The sequence below is a fragment of the Mesorhizobium sp. M0618 genome, assembly GCF_040320765.1.
GTDB lineage: Bacteria > Pseudomonadota > Alphaproteobacteria > Rhizobiales > Rhizobiaceae > Mesorhizobium.
This window is the reverse complement of sequence record NZ_JAMYQH010000039.1, coordinates 26,881-46,572: the sequence shown is the minus strand read 5'-3', so window position 1 is coordinate 46,572 and position 19,692 is coordinate 26,881. Positions and strand designations below refer to the sequence as shown.

The following is a 19,692-nucleotide window of genomic DNA, read 5'->3' as shown; positions in this document are numbered from 1 at the left end:
TAGGATCACCCACGTTTCGAACGGAAATATCGATAGAGATTGTCGAACACCGAAGCGCCCTCGGCGATCCGTTGCTCGTCTCCCGCGTTCGCCATGGCGATACCAGCGATCAGGCTGGCGATGCCGGTGGTTTCCTCGCGGCCGAACTTGCTGTCCTTGAGATCGATATCGTGGACGACCTCGGCGATGGCCTGCAACGCCGTATCGGTAATGCCGGCGCGGGCCAGCAGTACCTCGAAGCTGCAGCGGTCGCCTTCATGGGTGATTTCACCCTCGAACATGTCGAAGCGCAATTCACCCTCGTTCGGCACGTATCCTTTTCCCGCCACGAAGCGGATGACCGCGTCCGGGTCGATGAAGCGCCGGATCAGCCAGCTGCAGGCAATGCGGTCGACATGCACGTCCCGGCGCGTGATCCATACCCGGCTCTTGAGGTCGCTCGCCTCGGTCGGCTTCGTCGGTTCCTTGGCCATCGCCTTGTCCTCTTTTACCAGTGTCTCGAGATCGGCGATCAGTCCTTCGACGCTGAGGCGACCAGTAGCGCCGAAAAAGTCGATCGCCACGATCTCGGCGAGCCGCTTGCGCAGGCGGCCGAGTTGCGATCGCGCCTCCGCATGCTTTTCCGACATCGCGTCCGCTCTGATCCCCGCGGCAAGATCGCGTGCGTCGTTGGCGATCTCGGCGTAATCGGCGTCACGCGCCTCGTCGAACAGCGCCCTCACCTGCGCGTCCGACAGACCGTCAAGCAGGCGTGCCTCGCACAACATAGCTTCGCCGCCGCCAGCGACGATCTCCTTGAGAAGCCATTCGAAATCCTCCTGCATCTCGGCATTGGCCGGCAGGGCGTAGACGGTGCTTTTGACTGCGACCGCGCCGATGCCTTGCAACCGTCGCCAGATCTTCACCCGAAAATAGGCGGGTTTGCTTGGCAGCTGATGGATCAGGAGCAGCCAGCGCTGTTCCTGCGATTGCCCCTCACTCATAGGTGAACCGTATCACGAACAAAGATCAATGCAACACTTGTATCATTTTCCATTCAGGCATAGCGTTCGCGTCCTCACGGATGGGCCGTGCCGCAGAGTGGGGAAACCGATGCCACACCAGATCATGCCGCTGCCGTTCAAGCCCCCTCGCCTCGTCGGCCTCTCCGAGCGGCTGTTGGCAAGCCACTATGAAAACAATTACGGCGGTGCCGTTCGCCGCCTCAACGCCATCGAACAACGGCTCGACGGGCTCGACTGGGGCGCGGCACCCGTCTTCGACATCAACGGGCTGAAGCGCGAAGAGTTGGTCGCGGCCAACTCGGCGATCCTGCACGAAATCTATTTCGATGGGCTCGGTGGCTCCGGCGATGCCGGAGACGATCTCGCGGCTGCCCTGGAGCGCGACTTTGGCAGTGTGGCGGCCTGGCGCGCGAAGTTCATGGCTTGTGCGAAGGCGCAAGCCGGCGCTTCGGGATGGACCCTGCTGACCTGGTCGGAGCGCCGCGATCGGCTGACGATCCAATGGGCAGCGGATCACACCAACTGCCTTGCCGGCGGCATTCCGATCCTCGCGCTCGACATGTACGAACATGCCTACCACATGGATTTCGGCGCCAAGGCCGGCGCCTATGTCGATGCCTTCATGAAGAACATCCATTGGGAACGGGTCGCTGCCCGCCACCGCCGGGCCATCGCGCAGCATGATCCTTCAACAGGATCGGCATCGGACGACGCGGTTCCAGCGATCGCGCCAGAGGAACTGCGGGCGCGCCTCGTTCAGGGAGAAGATCTCGTGGTGCTCGACGTCTGCCTCGCCGAGGATCTGGCAAAGCGCAGCGATATGCTGCCGGGGGCCAAGCTCCGAGCCCCCGAGAAGATCGCCGATTGGGCGGATGAGCTGCCGAGGGGCAAGCCGGTCATCGTCTATTGCGTCTACGGCTTCCAGGTCAGCGGTGACGCCGTCGCCGAACTGCGCCGCCGCGGCGTCGATGCAAGTGCGCTTTCAGGCGGCATCGCCGCCTGGCATGCGATCGGCGCGCCAACCGTTCCTCTAGCAATGAGCGAAGAAAGGATTGCGTCATGAAATGGGTTACCCGCGAACGTCCGGTCATCGACCGCATTGCCTGCCCCTGGCTGATTGCACGTTTCATCGACAAGGAACCGGAGTTCCTGTTCGTGCCGCCCGATCAAGTGATCCCTATTGCCCAGGAGACAGGTGCGACGCCCTACGACGTACCCGGCGTCGAATTCACGCATGTCGGTGACGGCTGCAGCTTCGACACCTTCGTCTCGAAATACGGCCTTGAGCGCGATCCGGCGATCGTGACAATTGCCGCGATCGTGCGTGGCGCCGACACGGATCGGCATGATCTCACGCCACAGTCGGCGGGGCTGCTCGCGATTTCCATGGGCCTCCGGGACCTGACGCCTGACGACCACGAGGTGCTGAAGCACGGCTTCGTCATTTACGACGCGCTCTATGCCTGGGCCTCGGGCCGCAGAGCGGAAACGCACAGCTGGCCACCGGCCTCGAAGCCGGCGGTCGCATAACAAATTGGGCAATGGGGGCTGATCACAAGGAGAAATCCCATGCATGCAAAACTCGTGACCGGAGCAATGCTGATTGCGATGTCGGCGCTGCTCCAACCGGCATCGGCGGCACCCGATTGGCAAACAGTCGCACAGGCGCTTGGCAAATCCGGAGCCGAAATGCCTGGCGGTGTCTATCGGGTGGGCTTGCCACGAACCGACCTGAAGGTATCGCTCGATGGCGTGGCCCTGAAACCAGGATTTGCGCTCGGAGGCTGGGTCGCGTTCGAACCCATGGGGAAACAGGCCATGGTCATGGGTGACATCGTCTTGACACAGGACGAGGTGAACCCGGTCATGATGAAGCTTGAAGAAAGCGGCATCGAAATCACCGGGTTGCACAACCACTTGCTGCGTGCGGAGCCGATGACACTCTATATGCATGTCTTAGGCCAAGGCGACCCGGTCACGCTCGCAACAGCACTTCATGCCGGATTGGCGCTGAGCAAAACACCAATGGGAGGCGGCGCCCAACCGCAAGCCGGCCCACCGATCGAGTTCGACGCCGCCGCTGTCGACCAAACCATGGGCTACAAGGGTAAGGCCAATGGCGCGGTCTATCAGTTCACTATACCGCGCGCCGAGCCGGTCGAGGAAAATGGAATGGAAGTGCCGGCGGCCATGGGCTCGGCCATAGCGATCAATTTCCAATCGACAGGTGGCGGCAAGGCGGCGATCACGGGTGATTTTGTGCTGACGGCAAAGGAGGTCGATCCGGTTATCAAAGCCATGCAGGACGACGGCATCGAGATCACCGCGCTGCATAGCCACATGCTCGATGAGCAGCCCCGGCTCTTCTTCATGCATTTCTGGGCGAACGATGATGCACAGAAGCTGGCGAAAGGTCTGCGCGCAGCCCTCGACAAAGTTGCGGTCAAGAAGAGCTAGGTCGGCCTCTGGCGAGCTTGCAACGCGGCTCGGGCAAACGGTCACGCTGAGTTCGGACGTATGGCGCTATTGCGCCGTCCAGCCCGCCATCCATCGGCGAGGCCACGCTTTGCGTCCGGCTGTCTGCTTGAACGTCTTTCAGCGCGCAGAGATTTGCCAAATGGCTACACCGGCGAGCACAAGGCCTGCCCCGCCTTCGATGGTCCGAGAAATGATATCGAACAGGCGTGGCCTGCTGTCGAAAAAATGCACGAGACGCTCCCGAAACAGGATCGACAACACGGCTACGCAAGACAGCGTCAACGCCACGCCGACCATCATGGTGATTGCGAAGAGGATGCCGGCGACCGGAACGCCTCTGGATATCGCGAAGGTCATCACAAAAAGCGTGAGTGGACACGGGATCAAGCCCGCCATGACGCCGACGGCTTCACCTTCATGCTTGTGGTGATGGCCATGGCTCAAAGCGCGCCAGAGCATCCAGACGCCGATCAGGCCGAGCAGGCCGCGACTGACATCTTCCAAAAGCGGCGCCCGGCCAACGCTACCCAAAGCAATCGAGACCAGCGGCAACGAGAGGGCTGCGATCAGCACGGCTATCGTCACATGCGTGAACGAGAGTGTCAGCGACACGAGAAGGCCGCGCGAAACCTTGGCATCCGAACCGGCCAGATACGTCGCCAGCACGGCTTTGCTATGACCTGGCGTCAGAGCATGCGCCGCACCAAACAGCACTCCCATCGGCAAGAAGGCCATGAACGCCAGCCAGTCGCCGCCCGCCGACAGCAATTTGATCTGCTCGGCCAGCGCGAGGTAGATCGTGCGCTGAAACTCGACAAGGGTTTGGAACATCATCCGCAGGTCAATTCAAGGCACATGGCGAAGACTCACTTCGGGTTTCTTGTTCAGGCAGGACACCTGCCATTGCAAGCAGGCCGAAATGGGACATGCCAGAACAGGTCGCCATGCAACTAGCGTCTGAGCATGATCACTGCGACGCTTGGCCTGGTTGGTCCTTGTTCGTCGTTGCGCGAATATAGTTCAGGTTCTTGGTACCGACGGCGCCGATATCGCTGACCTGGAATCCGCTCTCGGTCAACAGCGAGGCGACCGAATGCATATCGACATGACCATGCTTGTGGAGCCTGGGCAATCTGGACTTGCGCACCGGCCTGCCGAAATCGATGAGCAACAGCCGGCCTGCTGGCTTCAAGACGCGTGCCGCCTCGCGGATGAAGGCCGATCGAACGGGCTTCGACAGGTGATGCAGCATCAGCGTGCCGACGACGATGTCGAATTGCGCGTCTTTGAAGGGAAGCTCCTGCGCCGTCCCGTTGACGAAAGTCAGATCGAGACCGGACAGCTCGGCCTTGGCGCGCGCCCTCTCGATCATTTCGGCCGACGCATCGACGCCGGTGACGCTTCCGTCCGAACCGACCAGCCGCTTCGCGGCAATGGCAAGGGTGCCCGTTCCACAGCCGACATCGAGCATCGCTTCGCCGGGCTGGAGCTTTGCCGGGCGAAGCATGAACTCGCGAAAGCGGCCCTCGCGCCCGAGGGTCAGAACGCGCGCGAGCAAGTCATAGGCGGCCGCCCGGTGCAGGACGATGCCAATGCCCCTGTCGCTCGCGCTCTGCACACCGTTGCCGACGAGCCCCCTGTGACGCAGGCTGCCCCACAGCGCCAGTCCCGCGATCACCGCGAGGACGAGTCCGTGGAATGCCGCCGTCCAAGCGCCAGCCTGAACATAGCCCATGCCCAATTTGGCGAGGACGAGGAAGCCGGCAACCAGCGACAGTTTGGCAAGCAGAACCAACGCTATCACCCTCTTGCGCGAATGCGGTCCGTTACCGGCGTGATGATCAGATGAATGCATGTCTGGCGACCTTCTGTTTCCTTGCGGCGTGCCCAAACCCCGATTTGAGCTCCTGGACTTGGCGTATCATAATGGACACAATGTCTGGAAATGGTGTTGTCAGACACCGGACCGCCGAATGTCCGAAACCGGGCACTGCAGAGGGCCATGGCCATGAAAATCGAACGTGCGGGCGAGCGGAACACGATCGATCGACGCGTCGCGCGGACGCGCGGCCTGCTGCAGGACGCGCTCATCGCCCTGATCCCGGAGCAGGGATATGCTGCCATCACCGTCGACGACATTTGCCGGAGGGCCAATATCGGCAGGTCGACCTTCTATACCCACTATGCCGACAAGGATGCTCTGCGCAGCGCGACCATCGAGGCGCATCTGCGGTCTATCGGCCGCAGGCGCGAGGCGGCAAGTCAAGAAACAGGTAGCCGCCTGTTCGAGTTCAGCCTGCCCATGTTCGAGCACGCCCATGCATTCCGACCGCTTCACCACGCATTGCTTGCAAGCAGCGGCGATACGATCCACGACGAACTGCGTGAGCGTATCCGGCGAGCCGTCCGGGAAGAACTCGTCGAGAAACGGATCGGCGATCGCGGCATGCCTGCCGAATTCGCCATTCAGTTCATAGCCGGCGCATTTCTTGCGGTGCTCGCCTGGTGGGTCGCCACCGACTTGAACCTTTCACCGACACAGGCAGACGACCTGTTCCAGAAGATGGCAGGAAAAGGCATCGGCGCCTGGGGTATGCCACGCTCCGATTCATGAAAGGTGATGGTCCTGGGGCAGCGAGCCTGATCAGCTAGATGCCAGCGCCAGGTAGATCGTTCGCTGGAATTCGACGAGGGTTCGGAACATGGCGATCAGATCGGCTCCGTGTCAGCCACACGTCAATTCAAGACGTGTCGCGAAAATCTTGCCGAGATCGGTCCCCGTCGGGTCACTGAAGAAAGCGTCTGTCAGGCTTTTCTGGTTTTGCGCTATGGCCGTGTCCGGATCGGGACGCACGACCGCACGTGAGCAGCCTTGCGGCAGACCCGCCACCGCAATCTTGTCGTCATTGGTAAAGTCGATTGCCGTGTAGAAGGTCGGATCATAGACGCCGATGCTGACTTTTCCAGCAAGGGCCAACGGGTCCTTCGGCTGCGTTTCGAACTGGACGACGAGTTGATCGTTTTCATAGCTGACGCTGAATTTCGGCGGTGGCGCCATCGTCACGTCCTTGCCGTTCAAGGTCACCATTTGAAAGTAGTTATACTCGGCCAGCGATGCGTGGACGGTAAGAGCGACTTCATCGAGTTCCTTTGCATCAAGGACAAGGTCGGAATTCTTGTCGAATTCCATCAGCACAGTGCTGGAAAAGAGGTCGTCGAAACGCCAGAGATGCCGAAGCGACTTAACGGTCCTGTCTGGACCGACGGTCAGGTCGAGCTTCGCTTCGGCAAAGACATGCGGATGGGCGCTCGCCGCCGCGGCGGAAGCGAGCAACAGCGCCGCGCCTGATACCATCCCTGCCAGTCGCATTTTCACTCGCATTTCATCGCTTCCGGATCAGGCAGGACACCTGGCATTGCAAGCAGGCCGAAATGGGACGGCCTCTCTGCGTGCCATCCATGCAGCGTGACTTATACCGGAGCAGCTACCCCAAAGTCGCCCTTCAGCCAGTGGTTGAGCATGATCACCGCGATGCCGGCAAGGATTGCCAGCGCTATCATCCAGATGATCTTTTGCTTATCGCTCAACTTCCTTCTCCGGATCGATGCCGAGGAATGGTTCCTACCGCGAGTTCCTTGCAAACGCAAAAAAGACCGCGTCTCTTGCGAGAGACGGGCCATCGAGGATTGAGGACTAGAATTTCACACACCCTTGCTGCATATCGTCCGCATGGTCGAAAGACGCGGAATACTGGCATTTGTGGTTGGCGCTGTCGTCGGTTCGCTTGGCGGACTAATTGGCCTTGGCGGGGCAGAGTTCCGCCTTCCCTTCCTCATCGGGCTGTTCCGGTTTGCCGCTCTTGAAGCGGTAATTCTGAACAAGGCCACCAGTTTGGTGGTGGTTGCGTCTGCCCTTCCCTTCCGGGCCGCTACAGTGCCTCTAAGCGCCGTCGCGGCTCATTGGCCGGTCATTCTCAATCTGCTGGCGGGTAGCCTAGCCGGTGCCTGGTTCGGTGCGGGATGGGCAACAGGGCTCAAATCCGAAACGCTCTATAAGGTAATTGCCGCGCTACTGTTGCTTATCGCCCTCGTCTTGGTCTTTGGCCACGATCAGAGCTTAACAAGCCTGCCGCCTTTCAGCGGGCCGGCCTTGATCATTGCCGGGATCATCATCGGGTTCGCCATCGGCGTCGTGGCGTCGTTGCTTGGTGTAGCCGGTGGGGAACTGCTTGTCCCCACGCTCGTCCTGCTTTTCGGGATCGACATCAAGCTTGCCGGGAGCATGTCGCTTGCAGTGAGCCTTCCGACGATGATGGTCGGTTTCACCCGCTATTCGCAGGACCAAAGCTTTGGCGTAATTGCGAGGAACAAATGGTTCGTGGTCCTGATTGCTGCGGGGTCGATTGTCGGGACATGGATCGGCGGCATGTTGTTGGGCATCGTGCCAGAGAAAGTGCTGCTGCCTCTGTTGGCTGCTATCCTCGTCATCTCGGCCTACAAGGTGTGGCGCCACGAGTAGCACCGTCGGAATCACTACCCTTGGTCGCCATCGGCCGCCTGTTCACCCCGATTAATCATCGACTATCGAGCTTGCAATGATCATGCTCGACTTGATCCGGGACCTTGGCGACGTCAAATGGACAAGCTGCTTGCGATTGCCGGCAATCAATATGTAGAGTTTGGAGACGTGAGCCCCGTTTCTGTCCTCGCCGATTTTTTCCGCATCAGTCCGGGCGAAGAAATGCTCCTCGAAAGCCGCACGGTCGACATCGAACAGCCTGATTGAGCAGGTTTGCACGGCCTTGCCGTTCAAGGTGGCTTTTGTCACCGCGATCATGGTTCTGGCAGGCAGGTCGTCGCCAGTCGCCTCCCAGCCCTGGAAAGCATCTACGTCATCGACCGGAGCAAGCGCTGCGTCGCCGGACAGCGGTGTCCATCCGCGTCTCCCGGCTACAGCGGCGGTTCGCTCGAAGTCAGGCCCATGGGCAAGACAAATCGCGTGAAAAGCTTCCAACGCCAGATCGACATTATCGGCATGCGCCAGCGGCGATGTCAGCCACACAGCCGCAAACGCCAGGACAAAAAATGCCTTCGACATTCAGCGCGCCTCAGTCAGGAGAACGGAACAATCCACACTATCAAGATGGACCCTCTGGCAGTTTGGTCAAGAGAGCCAGCAATGACCCTCCTTCAGATCACCGGGCGGCGCGCGCTATCTGCAAGGTGACAGGCGGCAACGCCGCCGTGGGGCACCATCCGCAACAGGGGTTCCTCGACCCGGCAGACATCAATCGCGACTGGACAGCGCGTGTTGAACCGGCACCCCGGAGGTGGCGCGCTCGGACTTGGCGGATCGCCGGCTAGAATGATCCGGCGGCGCCCGGCTTCGATGCGAGGATCGGGAGAAGGAACAGCCGACAGCAGCGCCTGGCTGTAGGGGTGGGCCGGCTCGCGAAACAGCGGCCGGGTCACACCGGCTTCCGAAATGCGGCCGAGATACATCACCGTCACGTTCGAGCAGACTTCGCGCACGATCGCCAGGTCATGCGCGACAATGACGATGGTCAGACCAAGCTGCTTCTGCAACGACGTAAACAGGTTGACGATCTGCGCTCGGATCGAAACGTCGAGCGCGCTGAGCGGTTCGTCGCAGACCAATATGGATGGTTTGAGGGCGAGTGCGCGCGCAATCGAAACGCGCTGGCGCTGGCCGCCGGAGAGCGACCTTGGCAAACGGTCGAGCACGGTCGCGGGCAGCGCAACCAGATCCAGAAGCTCGGCGATGCGGCGGCGGCGCTCCGCCGACGAGCCGAGGCGATGGATCTGCAGCGGCTCCTCCAGCGTCTGATAGACGCTCTGCCGACGGCTCATCGACCCCAACGGATCCTGGAAGACGAACTGGACTTCGCGGCTGAACGACTTCCTGTCCGATTTCAGCCATTCGGCGCGATCCCTTCCTCCAATCAAGACAGTGCCCTCGCTCGCCTTCTGCAAACCGACGATGGTGCGCGCCAGCGTGGTCTTGCCGCAGCCGGACTCGCCGACAATGCCGTGGAACGCGCCGCGCGCGACCGACAGGTCTATACCGTCGACCGCCCTCACCGCGCCGGTGCCCGAGCGATTGGCGAAATGCACCTTCAATCCCCTGACTTCGATCGCCGGGACATCAGACATGGACAGCAATCCCTTCTCGCCGAAGCACGACCGGGCAGGCCACGCGATGCGGATTTGCCGAGATCGATATCGTCTGAAGCGGAGGTCGGTGTTTTCGGCAACCGGCTTCGACCAATTCGCAGCGGTCGGCGAAACGGCAACCCGGCTCCAGCCTGATCTGGCTTGGCGGCAGGCCCGGTATCTCGCGCGTAGCCACATTGTCGTCAGCACGAAAATCCGGCACCGATGCGAGCAGCCCACGCGTATAGGGATGGACCGGCTGGGTCAGCACATCCATCGCCGTCCCCTCCTCCGCCACCTGTCCGGCGTAAAGCACGATGACGCGGTCGGCGACGGAAGCAACCACGCCGATGTCGTGCGTGATCAGCACGACCGCGATGCCGTCCTCGTGCTGAATCTGGCGGATGAGCTCCAGAATTTGTGCCTGGACGGTGGCGTCCAGCGCTGTAGTCGGCTCGTCGGCAATCAGCACGCGCGGCCGGGCCGCCAGCGCCAGCGCGATCATCGCGCGTTGCAACATGCCGCCCGACATCTCGTGCGGATAGCGGTTGTAGCGATCCTCAGGGTCCGGAATGCCGGAGCGTGCCAGAAGCGAAACCGCTTGCTTGCGCGCAGCCTCGCGCGACAGGCCGGCGAAACGGCGCGCCTGCCGGGCCAGTTGCGGGCCGATTTTCAGCATCGGGTTGAGCGCGCTCATCGGGTCCTGGAAGATCACGCCGAAATAGCGTCCGCGCAGATCCGATAATTGCCGGGAGCCGATGCTGAGCAATTCGCTTCCGTCCGCTTGCGCCGACCCCTTCATATCCACCGTCACGCCCTCGGGCAGCAGACCGAGCGGCCCGAGCGTCATGACGGTCTTTCCCGAACCGCTTTCGCCGACGACCGCGACCGTTTCTCCAGGACGGACGTTGAACGACACCCCATCCACAGCCCGCACCGAGACGGTGGTGGCGTAGAGATCGATGACCAAATTCTCGATCGCATAGAGCGGCTGATTGTCACTCATGCTGAAATCGTCCCGGTTTCGACGGCGTTGCGCTCGGCTTCTTCGCGAGCGCGCGCCCTTCGGCGTTTACGCAACGTCGCGCCGCGAACCGGCCGCGGCACCTTTTGCAATGCGAAAGCTTCGCCCAGAAGATTGAAGCTGACCACGACCAGCGTCAGCGCTAGGCCGGGCAGGACCACGAGCCGTGGAACCTCCTCGATGTAGCTCATGCCGTCGACGAGCATCTGACCCCACTCCGGCGTTGGCGGCGCGACGCCAAGTCCAAGAAAGCTGAGCGTAGCGATGGCCAGTACAAGAGCGCCGGCATCGGCGCTTGCATAGACGACGACCAGGGCAAGTACATGCGGCAGGATATGGCGGACAAAAATCCACAGATGGCCAGCGCCCATGACCCTGGCCGCCTCGATATAAGGCTGCTGCAACTCGGCCGTGACGACTGCGCGGCTCATGCGGGCATAGTTCGCCCACCACGCCAAGGTGAGCGCCGTGATCATCGACCAATAGCCGGTGCCCAGAATGCCGATCAGCGCCAGCGCGATCACCAGGCTCGGAAGCGCCAGCGCAATATCGATGAGGCTGATCAGGACAAGCTCGACACGTCCCCCGACGTAGCCGGCAAAGGAGCCGATCGTCACGCCGATCGCCAGAGCGGCGACAAGCACGATCACCATCGCCACCAGGGAAATGCGCGCGCCGCCGACGATGCGGCTGAGGACATCACGTCCGAGATAGTCGGTGCCGAGCCAGTGGCTCCAACTCACGCCCTCGAGTGTCGCAGAATAGTCCTGTGCGCTTGGGTCGTAAGGCATGATCACCGGAGCGAAGATGCCGACGAGCACGAAGCCGATGACGGGGAGCAGCACCAGCCACGGCCAGTCCTTGATGTCCCTGATTGCGGAAATGTTCATCGCCTCATGCCCCCCGCGCCCGGCGCATTCGCGGATCCACAACGATGCAAATCATGTCGACAATGAAATTGACCATGACGAAGAAGACGACAAACAGCAGCAGCACCGACTGCATGCCGATGTAGTCGCGGAAGCGTATGGCCTCGATGAAGAAGGCACCGACGCCACGCAATGCAAACACCGTCTCGACGACGATCGATCCGATGATCATCAGCGTGAACTGGGCTCCGAACGTCGTCAGGAACGGAATGGCGATATTGGGCAGCGCCTCGCGCAGCAGCACCTGGGTTCTCGTGTAGCCCTTGGCGAAGCCCGTCGTCGCAAACGGCCGCGACATCGCTTCCTGGAGGTTGACCCGAGCGACGCGGCTGAGAACGCAGGCCGGGAACAGCGCGATCGTCACCCATGGCAGAAGCCATGAGGTGAAGCCGCTGGTGCCGAAGGTGGGCACCCAGCCAAGCATCACCGAAAACACGATGACCAGCAGCGCCGCCACGAAGAAGTTCGGGGTCGACGCGCCGATCAAGGAAAATGCGTGCAGGAACCTGTCCATCACGCCGCCATTGCTGACGGCGCCAGCGATGCCAAGCATAATCGACAGGATGAAGGCGAGAACGCCGCCGCCGGCAAGCAGAGCCGTCGTCATCGGAATGCGGGCGGCAAACTCCTGAGAAATCGGCTTTCCCGTTCGCAGTGAAATGCCGAAATCGCCGGCCAGCGCGCTGGCCAGCCAGCGTCCATAGCGGATCGGCAGCGGGTCGTGAAGGCCAAGCTCGTTGCCGATCTTGGCGATCATTTCGGCGTCCGCGCCGGGGCCCGCCGCACGCTCGGCAATCAGCGCCGCAACATTGCCCGGAGCGGCCGCAACTAGGGCGAATGTCAGCGCGGATGCCGCCAGGATCAATAGGCAGGCAAGCAGCATCCGTCGCAGGATCGTGCGCTTCATCGTCAGGCCTCGCTTGGGCTCGAAGTCTTCAGGCCTTCAGCGTGATCGCCTTGAACGGCAGATCATAGTCGGTCGCCGGGAGCGAGAAATTCTCCGCGCGCGGATTGTGTGCCCACAGTCTCTGGCTGACGACGAGAGGACAGATGGCGGTGTTGTCGTGGAGCCAGTCGTAGAGGGCCTGCATCTTCAGGTCGCGTTCGGCGCCGCTCGCCTCGAGCGCAGCCTTGACGACGCCGTCGAGCGCGTCGGAGACGTAGATCTTGCCGTCAGGGCCGCTGTCGGCGGTCGAGACGAAGGCGTTGCCGAGTGTGCCGTGCGGATCATAGGGCGCTCCATAGGTGGTGAAGAAAGCCAGGTCGTAGTCGAAGGCCGGACGCCGTTCATGCATGGTGGCATTGTCCACCGAGGACACCTGGACCTGGAAACCGACCTCGGACAACTGACCCTGGATCATTTCGGCGATGCGCCGCGACCCTGGCAGGGATTCTTCGGAAACGAGAAAGTCGATGGCCAGCGTAGAGCCGGCCTTGGTCCAGGCACCACCGCTGTCGACCCAGCCGCCATCGGCAAGGATCTTCTTGGCCGCCGCCACGTCGCGCACCGGCACGTCATGCCGCTTGCCCGAGGAAGGCACGTTCGCCGGGAACAGATCGGCGGCCGGGTCGGCAAAGCCCTCGAACAGCACCTTGGCGATCGCCGCCCGGTCGACCGATGCATAGACGGCGTCACGGACGGCCTTCTCGGCGATGATCTTCGACTTCGGCGAATAGCCGAGCAGCAGCGTCGCCGTGCCCGGTTCGGCCACGACCTTCATGCCGTCGCTTTCCAGTGCGCGAGCGCGGCGCGGCGACAGCGTCGCCACCCAGTCGCCACCGATGACATCGAGGTCGCCTGAGCGCAGACCATTGGCGCGAGCGAGTTCGTCCGGAACCACCTTCAATTCCATGCGGCTGAAGAGCGGCTTCTCGCCCCAGTATTTGTCGTTGCGAATGAGGGTGGTGCCGCTCGAATCGTATTTTTCGACGATCCACGGTCCGGTGCCGATCGGCGCCGTCTGCTTGCCATCCTTGTCGACCGCCTTGGGCGACAGGAAACGGACGGGCCGCACGATGGTGAGTTCAAGCAGTGCCGCCGGCACTGGCCGCTTCAGCTTGACCGTCAACTTGTTCGGTCCATCGGTGACGATGCTATCGAAAGCGTCGGAGATGCCGATCCAGGAAAAGTCGCTCACCCCCAACCAGCGCTTGAGGTTCCATTCGGCCGCAGCCGAGTCAAACGGTGTGCCGTCGCTGAAAGTCACGCCTTCACGCAGATCGAAAGCGATTGACAATTGATCGTCCGCGACAGTCCATTTGGTGGCAAGTCCCGGCTCAAGCGCGCCGTTCTGGCCGTAGTGGATCAGCGCATCGAAGACGATGGTGTAGGTGCTCAGCGTCGACACGTTCTGCAGCAAATCGAGATCGCCGGTCTCCGCGGCGATGGCAATCTTCAGCGTGTCGTTGGTTTCGGAGAAGGCGCTGCGTGGCAGCGCGGCGGCGAAGGCAAGTCCGGCAGTGGAAACAAGGAAATTGCGGCGGTCGAGAGTGATCATGTCAGTTCCCCATTTTTTGATTGATTTTGAATCATGCTAACTCGGATATGCGATATGTCTATACTTATTCGGTCTGCGTCGGCTCAAGAGAAAGGTCGGAAGCGATGGTCGCGGAAATGTTGCAACGAGCCGCTACATCCAGCTCAGCGTCATCGCCGCCAGTGCTAGGTAGCGGCCTACCTTCGCGATCGTAACGATCACGAGGAAGCTCCAGAACGGCTCCCGCAGGACGCCCGCCACGATCGTCAGCTGATCGCCGACGAGGGGCAGCCAGCTCAACAGCAGCGACCATCGTCCATAGCGCTGGTACCATTGCGTCGCGCGCGTCAGCGCGGAGGGATTTATCGGGAACCATTTGCGGTCGCGAAAACGATCCGCGCACCTCCCGAGCCACCAGTTGACGATCGAGCCCAGCACGTTGCCTACGGCTGCGGAGACGATGAGCAAAGCTGGAGCATAGCTTTTGGTTAGAAGCAGCCCGGCAACGGCCGCCTCTGATTGCATCGGCAGAATGGTCGCTGCAGCGAACGCGGTCAGAAAGAGACCACCGTAGACGGCGAGTTCGCCAAGCATTTTGAACGCTCAACTTGCTTTTGGCCATTGCGGGTGCCGATCATCGACGACGTAACCATGCGAATGCTCGTAGCCTGCTTCCGACCATACCGCGTCGCCGATGTGCCGGTCGTCCTCCGGCAGATCGACATGCGTGTGCACAAGCACATCCGGATCGTGTTTGGGCCACAGCCAGACCGCGGCAGCCAGGGCGACGGCGCCAATGACACCGAGCAGAATGAACGTGAAGGGCAATCCCATCGCCGCGCCGACGCGGCCGGCAATCGGATAGGTGATCAGCCAGCAGGCATGCGAAAGTGCGAATTGGGCTGCAAACAGAGCGGGCCGGTCGACGGCATCGGCAGAACGCCTGATCAATCTGCCCGATGGCGTCTGCGCCAGCGAATAGCCTAGCCCGAGCACGAACCAGAGCGGCAGCAGGAGATAGTAGCTGCTGGCGAGCGGCCCGGCCAGCACGCCCGCGACCAGGATCGCGGCGCCCGAAAGCATCGCAACCCGGTCCGGGACGTTCTCCAGCAGCCTCGGCAGGGCAAGGGCTGCAATCATCGAACCACCGCCGAAGGCTGCGAGCGCCAGCGCCGTGTCGGTTTGGGAGAGGCCAAATTCCGCCTGCACCAGGACGACTGTGTTGACGATCACCATGGCGCTGGCCGCCGCGACGGCCAGATTGAGCGCCAGCAGGCCGCGCAATCGCGGCGTTGCCAGATAGATGCGGATTCCGCGTGTCGTGCGCTCATAGATGCCGCGCGGCTCGGAGGGTTGCGGGCTGGGCAGCACCACGGAGACGACCAGCGCCGCTGACGCCAGGAACCCGACAACCGTGCCGGCGAACAGGCTATGGAAGCTTATGACCGAAAGCAGCGCCGCCGCGAGGATGGGGCTGACGACGCTTTCCAGGTCGTAGGCCAGTCGCGAGAGCGACAGGGCCCGTGTGTAGTCCTTCTCTTTGGGCAGCACGTCAGGGATCGAAGCCTGGAAGGTCGGGGTGAAGCCTGCTGACGCCGACTGCAGGATGAAGATGAGAAGATATATCTGCCAGATTTCGCTGACGAAGGGCAGGAACACGGCGACCGCGGCCCGGATGAGGTCGAGCGAAACCAGCATGATACGGCGTGGCAGGCGCTCGGCGAACGCGGCAGCAACGGGTGCCACGCCGACATAGGCGATCATCTTGATGGCGAGCGCCGTGCCGAGCACCGCGCCGGCATCGGCGCCGGCAAGGTCATAGGCCAGCAGCCCGAGCGCCACGGTGGCAAGGCCAGTGCCAATCAGGGCGATGACCTGGGCCAGGAAGAGATGACGGTAGGTGCGATTGGCCAAGACCTGAAGCATATTTTTGTCTTCTTGCAGTTCGAGACGGCTCGTCGAGCCAGAGACGGAGTACGAGCCGGCACACGGATCTCAGTGATGGTGGCCTTCGGGTTCGACCATCTTGAACGGCAGCACCTGTTCGCGATCCTTGGCCTTCAGGACCAGTCTTGCCTCGAATTCATGCGGCTCGGCAGGGGCCAACGTGCTCTCAAGGCGATGATGGTTGTCGGCGACAGGATCGAGGTGCAACGTCTCCGGCCCCTCTGGCCGGTCGATGATCACCGTCGCCGTCAGATCATCGGCATGCCGATCGATAGTCAGCCGCATCCGCTCGCCGGCCGGCGTGTCGACGATCTCCAGTGTCCCCGCAGCCAGATCGCAGTCGACCTTGAACGGCTCCGGCGCATGATGACCATGAGCGTGAGAGGGTTCCGTGCCCTTTTCGGCAGATCCGGCCGGGCTTTCCAGACGCACATTGGCTTCCGCCAACGCCGGCAAGTGGGCGAACAGCTCCTCTTTGAGGGCTTCGGTTACACCCAGCACGTCCTTGGCCGTCAGCATGTCCGGAACGCTGATGGCGACATCGGCATGCAGACGATGGCCGATCCATCGCGCCTGCACGCTTTGGACGCGCTCGATCCCGGACACATGCTCGGCGGCATGATGGATTTCATCGACGATGCCGGGCTCGACGCCGTCGAGCATGCGGGTCAACACGGCTTTCGAAGATTGCCAGACGATGGCGAAGATCGCCAGCGTGATCAACAGTCCGACGATCGGATCGGCAAGCGGAAAACCCACCCATACGCCGATAGCGCCCAGCACGACCGCCAGACTGGTAAAGCCGTCGGTGCGGGCATGGTAACCGTCCGCGATCAGCGCCGCGCTGTTGATCTCGCGGCCGACCCGGATACGGAACACGGCGACGGCCTCGTTGCCGATGAAGCCGATCAAACCGGCTATGGCGACCCAGCCAAGAAATGTGATTGGCTTCGGATTGATCAACCGGTCGATCGCCTCGTAGCCGGCAACGATGGCGCTGAACAGGATGATTAGGACAATCAGAATTCCGGCCAGATCCTCGACGCGGCCCAGCCCGTAGGTGAACGTCTTGCTCGGTTGGCGACGGGCCAGCATGAAGGCGACCCACAATGGGATGGCGGTGACCGCGTCGCCGACATTGTGGATCGTGTCGGCCAGCAGTGCCACGCTGCCGGAGAGGAACACGACCACGACCTGAAGCGCCGCCGTGATGGCCAGAACCACGAATGACCATTTGATCGCCCAGATGCCGCGCGTCGTCGTGGCGATCGTCGGGTCGATGACGCCATGGGTGTGACCATGGCCGCCCTCGCCGTGATCATGTCCGTGGCCGCCCATGCCATGCGTCATCGGGCCGAATCCGAACCAATCGCGAACTTTGTCCATTATGGCGCTTCTCACAGGTACTTGGTGATATCTTTGAACTCGTCGATCGAGCGGCGCTGCTCGAGCGCCAGCGGTCCGACGACGTCCTCAAGGCAGTGGTTGAGGTGGTCTTGGATCAGCGTCTTCTTCGCCTGGGCGATGGCCTTCTCCACGGCATGAAGTTGCTGGGCGATGTCGAGGCACGGTCGGCCGGCCTCGATCATCTCGACGATCCCGCGCAGATGGCCGTCGGCGCGCTTCAGCCGCTTGATGATGGCAGGATGGGTTTCGTGGACGTGGGGACGCTCATTCATACCTTGATGCTATCCCCCCAGAGAGGATATTCCAAGCCTCAAAGTGGCCTCGATTCTGGTGCACGCAACCATTCGTTAGGATTTTAGAGAATAATCGTTAAGCATGCCGAATTGGATCAATAGCGCAGCCTTTCGCCTCGTCATCGCTTTCGCGATGGCGCTCGGCATGCTGCTGTCGCCTATGGGCGGTTCGGTCTCGCACGATCCCATCGCGCTCGCTGCCGCCGAGGCCGACCGTCACGCCGAACTGGCGGGACAGATCGAAGCCCACGGGCACGTCCACGATGACGGTGCAACCGAGGAGCAGGGATCCGGCCATTCTCACGGCCACAATCCCGCCGACCACTCGCACGAGACGGCGAGCACGCTTCCGGACTTTTCCCCGGCCGTTCCTGCGGCCGGGCGGACCTGGGTGATTTATCCGCCGTCCTTGTCCGACCCGGAAGCAAGTTCCCGGCTCGATCGCCCTCCGAGACCGATCCTCACCGCATGATCGCGGCCGCTTGCGCGGCCACCCTCAACGACGAAGATTGGAATTCTCATGCAAGGATCCTGCTATCAGGGCCTGCCATGCTCGCCTTGCGCGCGCTGGCGACCCGCCCTACCTGTGTTGCTCGCTCTCCTGACCCTCCCATTGTTTGGGGGAGCTGCCCTCGCCCATGCCGTTGCCGAAGGCGACAAGGGCTATATCCAGGAGATCACGGGCATCAATCTGCTGCCCTTCATCTATCTCGGCGCCAAGCACATGGTGACGGGATACGACCACATCCTGTTTCTGTTCGGCGTGATCTTCTTCCTCTACCGGATGAAGCACATTGGCATCTATGTGAGCCTGTTCGCGCTCGGCCATTCCACGACCATGCTGCTTGGCGTCTATTTCAACGTTGGCATCAACAGCTACATCATCGACGCAATCATCGGCCTGTCGGTCGTCTACAAGGCGCTCGACAATATGGGCGCTTTCCAGAGGTGGCTCGGTTTCCAGCCGAACACCAAGATCGCGACGCTGATCTTCGGCTTTTTCCACGGCTTTGGTCTGTCGACGAAGATCATCGAATACAACATCTCGCCCGACGGGCTAGTGCCCAATCTTCTTGCCTTCAACGTCGGCGTTGAGATTGGCCAGCTTCTGGCGCTCGCTGCCATCCTTATTGTCATGGGCTACTGGCGCCGGACCGATAGTTTCTGGCGCCACGCATACACCGCCAACACCATCACGATGACCGCCGGGTTTGTGCTGATCGGCTATCAGCTCACCGGCTGGGTCGTCTCCTGAACCTCCAAGTAAAGATCCACAAAAAAGGAATTCTCCTATGTATAATACCGACATCCCGACCCGCGCCGAACTGCCGACATCCATGCAGCTCCTTCGCTCTACCGTCATCGCAATTCTCGCGGCAGCTGCCATCCTTGTGACCATCGTGCTGCCGGCCGAATACGCCATCGACCCCACCGGCGTTGGGCGAGCGCTCGAGCTCACCGAGATGGGCGAGATCAAGACACAACTGGCCGAAGAGGCCGAGCAGGACCGCCTTCGCGAACTGCAAAACGGCACTCCAACCGCAGTGCCAGCCCGAGATCAGCAGTCGAGTCTTCTGGAGCGCGTCTTCGCTGAACTGGTGATTGGTTCAGCCTCTGCCCAGGAACTCCGGACGGACGAAATGTCGGTCACCCTGAAGCCCGGCGAAGGAGCTGAGATCAAGCTCGTCATGGCCAAGGGCGCACAGGCAAAATACTCTTGGACGGCCAATGGCGCGGCGGTGAACTTCGACACCCATGGTGACGGCGGCGGCGAAAACATTTCATACGAGAAGGGACGCGGGGCTGCAGAGGACGAGGGCGTACTTGAGGCAGCGTTTGACGGTAATCACGGTTGGTTCTGGCGTAACCGCACCGATGCCGACGTCACCGTGACGCTGAAGACGAACGGTGCCTACACCGACATCAAACGGATGATGTGAACGATACGTCAATCTTATC

General features: G+C 61.6%; 22 protein-coding genes. 8 read left to right on the top strand and 14 right to left on the bottom strand.

Annotated elements, in window-relative coordinates; all coding sequences use genetic code 11:
* Positions 1-5: 5 nt before the first annotated feature.
* Positions 6-983, bottom strand: a complete 978-nt coding sequence (locus NKJ04_RS29810; RefSeq protein ID WP_352679089.1) for a chromate resistance protein ChrB domain-containing protein — start codon at positions 981-983, stop codon at positions 6-8.
* Between the two features lie 109 nt (positions 984-1,092).
* On the opposite strand from NKJ04_RS29810, the gene NKJ04_RS29805 reads away from it, so the two are divergent.
* From NKJ04_RS29805 to NKJ04_RS29795, 3 genes are read left to right on the top strand one after another with little or no spacing between them, the layout of a single operon-like run.
* On the top strand, positions 1,093-2,067 hold the full coding sequence (locus tag NKJ04_RS29805; RefSeq protein ID WP_352679086.1) for a Fe-Mn family superoxide dismutase: 975 nt from the start codon (positions 1,093-1,095) through the stop codon (positions 2,065-2,067).
* Complete coding sequence (locus NKJ04_RS29800; protein ID WP_352679082.1) at positions 2,064-2,534, top strand: chromate resistance protein ChrB domain-containing protein; 471 nt, start codon at positions 2,064-2,066, stop codon at positions 2,532-2,534. Before NKJ04_RS29805 ends, NKJ04_RS29800 begins: the two co-directional genes overlap by 4 nt.
* A 39-nt stretch (positions 2,535-2,573) precedes the next feature.
* Positions 2,574-3,461, top strand: a complete 888-nt coding sequence (locus tag NKJ04_RS29795) for a DUF1259 domain-containing protein (RefSeq protein ID WP_352679079.1) — start codon at positions 2,574-2,576, stop codon at positions 3,459-3,461.
* A gap of 138 nt (positions 3,462-3,599) precedes the next feature.
* Here NKJ04_RS29795 and NKJ04_RS29790 read toward each other — a convergent pair whose 3' ends face one another.
* Together NKJ04_RS29790 and NKJ04_RS29785 are read right to left on the bottom strand one after the other, a co-directional pair.
* Entirely contained in the window at positions 3,600-4,313 is a 714-nt protein-coding gene (locus NKJ04_RS29790; protein ID WP_352679135.1) for a HoxN/HupN/NixA family nickel/cobalt transporter, read from the bottom strand.
* A gap of 136 nt (positions 4,314-4,449) precedes the next feature.
* Positions 4,450-5,277 (bottom strand): class I SAM-dependent methyltransferase, encoded by an 828-nt coding sequence (locus NKJ04_RS29785; protein ID WP_352679076.1) that lies wholly within the window; start codon positions 5,275-5,277, stop codon positions 4,450-4,452.
* 207 nt (positions 5,278-5,484) lie between these two features.
* Here NKJ04_RS29785 and NKJ04_RS29780 point away from each other — a divergent pair, with 207 nt between their 5' ends.
* On the top strand, positions 5,485-6,096 hold the full coding sequence (locus NKJ04_RS29780; protein WP_352679073.1) for a TetR/AcrR family transcriptional regulator: 612 nt from the start codon (positions 5,485-5,487) through the stop codon (positions 6,094-6,096).
* 111 nt (positions 6,097-6,207) lie between these two features.
* Here the strand turns inward: NKJ04_RS29780 and NKJ04_RS29775 are convergent, their stop codons facing one another.
* The gene (locus NKJ04_RS29775; RefSeq protein ID WP_502897986.1) at positions 6,208-6,852 is read right to left on the bottom strand and encodes a DUF1007 family protein; all 645 of its coding nucleotides are present in this window, start codon (positions 6,850-6,852) and stop codon (positions 6,208-6,210) included.
* Between the two features lie 360 nt (positions 6,853-7,212).
* Between NKJ04_RS29775 and NKJ04_RS29770 the strand changes: the two genes are divergently transcribed.
* The gene (locus NKJ04_RS29770) at positions 7,213-8,001 is read left to right on the top strand and encodes a sulfite exporter TauE/SafE family protein (RefSeq protein ID WP_352552274.1); all 789 of its coding nucleotides are present in this window, start codon (positions 7,213-7,215) and stop codon (positions 7,999-8,001) included.
* Between the two features lie 51 nt (positions 8,002-8,052).
* Here the strand turns inward: NKJ04_RS29770 and NKJ04_RS29765 are convergent, their stop codons facing one another.
* From NKJ04_RS29765 to NKJ04_RS29720, 10 genes are all read right to left on the bottom strand, one after another.
* The gene (locus NKJ04_RS29765; RefSeq protein WP_352679070.1) at positions 8,053-8,580 is read right to left on the bottom strand and encodes a hypothetical protein; all 528 of its coding nucleotides are present in this window, start codon (positions 8,578-8,580) and stop codon (positions 8,053-8,055) included.
* Positions 8,581-8,672: 92 nt separating this feature from the next.
* Complete coding sequence (locus NKJ04_RS29760; RefSeq protein WP_352679067.1) at positions 8,673-9,656, bottom strand: ABC transporter ATP-binding protein; 984 nt, start codon at positions 9,654-9,656, stop codon at positions 8,673-8,675.
* Positions 9,649-10,662, bottom strand: a complete 1,014-nt coding sequence (locus NKJ04_RS29755; RefSeq protein WP_352679064.1) for an ABC transporter ATP-binding protein — start codon at positions 10,660-10,662, stop codon at positions 9,649-9,651. The genes NKJ04_RS29760 and NKJ04_RS29755 overlap by 8 nt, the downstream gene beginning before the upstream one ends.
* On the bottom strand, positions 10,659-11,570 hold the full coding sequence (locus NKJ04_RS29750; protein WP_352679061.1) for an ABC transporter permease: 912 nt from the start codon (positions 11,568-11,570) through the stop codon (positions 10,659-10,661). Before NKJ04_RS29750 ends, NKJ04_RS29755 begins: the two co-directional genes overlap by 4 nt.
* Positions 11,571-11,574: 4 nt before the next feature.
* Complete coding sequence (locus NKJ04_RS29745) at positions 11,575-12,516, bottom strand: ABC transporter permease (RefSeq protein ID WP_352552244.1); 942 nt, start codon at positions 12,514-12,516, stop codon at positions 11,575-11,577.
* Between the two features lie 28 nt (positions 12,517-12,544).
* Entirely contained in the window at positions 12,545-14,107 is a 1,563-nt protein-coding gene (locus NKJ04_RS29740) for an ABC transporter substrate-binding protein (RefSeq protein ID WP_352679057.1), read from the bottom strand.
* Positions 14,108-14,239: 132 nt separating this feature from the next.
* The gene (locus NKJ04_RS29735; RefSeq protein ID WP_352679054.1) at positions 14,240-14,680 is read right to left on the bottom strand and encodes a YqaA family protein; all 441 of its coding nucleotides are present in this window, start codon (positions 14,678-14,680) and stop codon (positions 14,240-14,242) included.
* 9 nt (positions 14,681-14,689) lie between these two features.
* Entirely contained in the window at positions 14,690-16,012 is a 1,323-nt protein-coding gene (locus tag NKJ04_RS29730) for an MFS transporter (protein ID WP_352679051.1), read from the bottom strand.
* Between the two features lie 69 nt (positions 16,013-16,081).
* Positions 16,082-17,419: a cation diffusion facilitator family transporter gene (locus tag NKJ04_RS29725; protein WP_502897984.1), complete on the bottom strand. Its 1,338-nt coding sequence runs from the start codon at positions 17,417-17,419 to the stop codon at positions 16,082-16,084.
* Between the two features lie 11 nt (positions 17,420-17,430).
* Positions 17,431-17,712 (bottom strand): metal-sensing transcriptional repressor, encoded by a 282-nt coding sequence (locus NKJ04_RS29720; RefSeq protein ID WP_023669876.1) that lies wholly within the window; start codon positions 17,710-17,712, stop codon positions 17,431-17,433.
* A gap of 103 nt (positions 17,713-17,815) precedes the next feature.
* On the opposite strand from NKJ04_RS29720, the gene NKJ04_RS29715 reads away from it, so the two are divergent.
* From NKJ04_RS29715 to NKJ04_RS29705, 3 genes are all read left to right on the top strand, one after another.
* Positions 17,816-18,205: a hypothetical protein gene (locus tag NKJ04_RS29715; protein WP_352679048.1), complete on the top strand. Its 390-nt coding sequence runs from the start codon at positions 17,816-17,818 to the stop codon at positions 18,203-18,205.
* 114 nt (positions 18,206-18,319) lie between these two features.
* A complete protein-coding gene (locus NKJ04_RS29710; RefSeq protein ID WP_502897983.1) occupies positions 18,320-18,988 on the top strand; it encodes a HupE/UreJ family protein in 669 nt (222 codons plus the stop codon).
* 37 nt (positions 18,989-19,025) lie between these two features.
* On the top strand, positions 19,026-19,673 hold the full coding sequence (locus NKJ04_RS29705; RefSeq protein ID WP_023708301.1) for a hypothetical protein: 648 nt from the start codon (positions 19,026-19,028) through the stop codon (positions 19,671-19,673).
* The last annotated feature ends 19 nt before the right edge of the window (positions 19,674-19,692 follow it).

Excerpts from the sequence above, each read along its gene's own strand:
- NKJ04_RS29810 (WP_352679089.1), bottom strand. The coding sequence starts at position 983 with ATGAGTGAGGGGCAATCGCAGGAACAGCGCTGGCTGCTCCTGATCCAT.
- NKJ04_RS29805 (WP_352679086.1), top strand. The coding sequence starts at position 1,093 with ATGCCACACCAGATCATGCCGCTGCCGTTCAAGCCCCCTCGCCTCGTC.
- NKJ04_RS29800 (WP_352679082.1), top strand. The coding sequence starts at position 2,064 with ATGAAATGGGTTACCCGCGAACGTCCGGTCATCGACCGCATTGCCTGC.
- NKJ04_RS29795 (WP_352679079.1), top strand. The coding sequence starts at position 2,574 with ATGCATGCAAAACTCGTGACCGGAGCAATGCTGATTGCGATGTCGGCG.
- NKJ04_RS29790 (WP_352679135.1), bottom strand. The coding sequence starts at position 4,313 with ATGTTCCAAACCCTTGTCGAGTTTCAGCGCACGATCTACCTCGCGCTG.
- NKJ04_RS29780 (WP_352679073.1), top strand. The coding sequence starts at position 5,485 with ATGGCCATGAAAATCGAACGTGCGGGCGAGCGGAACACGATCGATCGA.
- NKJ04_RS29775 (WP_502897986.1), bottom strand. The coding sequence starts at position 6,852 with ATGCGACTGGCAGGGATGGTATCAGGCGCGGCGCTGTTGCTCGCTTCC.
- NKJ04_RS29770 (WP_352552274.1), top strand. The coding sequence starts at position 7,213 with ATGGTCGAAAGACGCGGAATACTGGCATTTGTGGTTGGCGCTGTCGTC.
- NKJ04_RS29765 (WP_352679070.1), bottom strand. The coding sequence starts at position 8,580 with ATGTCGAAGGCATTTTTTGTCCTGGCGTTTGCGGCTGTGTGGCTGACA.
- NKJ04_RS29760 (WP_352679067.1), bottom strand. The coding sequence starts at position 9,656 with ATGTCTGATGTCCCGGCGATCGAAGTCAGGGGATTGAAGGTGCATTTC.
- NKJ04_RS29755 (WP_352679064.1), bottom strand. The coding sequence starts at position 10,662 with ATGAGTGACAATCAGCCGCTCTATGCGATCGAGAATTTGGTCATCGAT.
- NKJ04_RS29750 (WP_352679061.1), bottom strand. The coding sequence starts at position 11,570 with ATGAACATTTCCGCAATCAGGGACATCAAGGACTGGCCGTGGCTGGTG.
- NKJ04_RS29745 (WP_352552244.1), bottom strand. The coding sequence starts at position 12,516 with ATGAAGCGCACGATCCTGCGACGGATGCTGCTTGCCTGCCTATTGATC.
- NKJ04_RS29740 (WP_352679057.1), bottom strand. The coding sequence starts at position 14,107 with ATGATCACTCTCGACCGCCGCAATTTCCTTGTTTCCACTGCCGGACTT.
- NKJ04_RS29735 (WP_352679054.1), bottom strand. The coding sequence starts at position 14,680 with ATGCTTGGCGAACTCGCCGTCTACGGTGGTCTCTTTCTGACCGCGTTC.
- NKJ04_RS29730 (WP_352679051.1), bottom strand. The coding sequence starts at position 16,012 with ATGCTTCAGGTCTTGGCCAATCGCACCTACCGTCATCTCTTCCTGGCC.
- NKJ04_RS29725 (WP_502897984.1), bottom strand. The coding sequence starts at position 17,419 with ATGGACAAAGTTCGCGATTGGTTCGGATTCGGCCCGATGACGCATGGC.
- NKJ04_RS29720 (WP_023669876.1), bottom strand. The coding sequence starts at position 17,712 with ATGAATGAGCGTCCCCACGTCCACGAAACCCATCCTGCCATCATCAAG.
- NKJ04_RS29715 (WP_352679048.1), top strand. The coding sequence starts at position 17,816 with ATGCCGAATTGGATCAATAGCGCAGCCTTTCGCCTCGTCATCGCTTTC.
- NKJ04_RS29705 (WP_023708301.1), top strand. The coding sequence starts at position 19,026 with ATGTATAATACCGACATCCCGACCCGCGCCGAACTGCCGACATCCATG.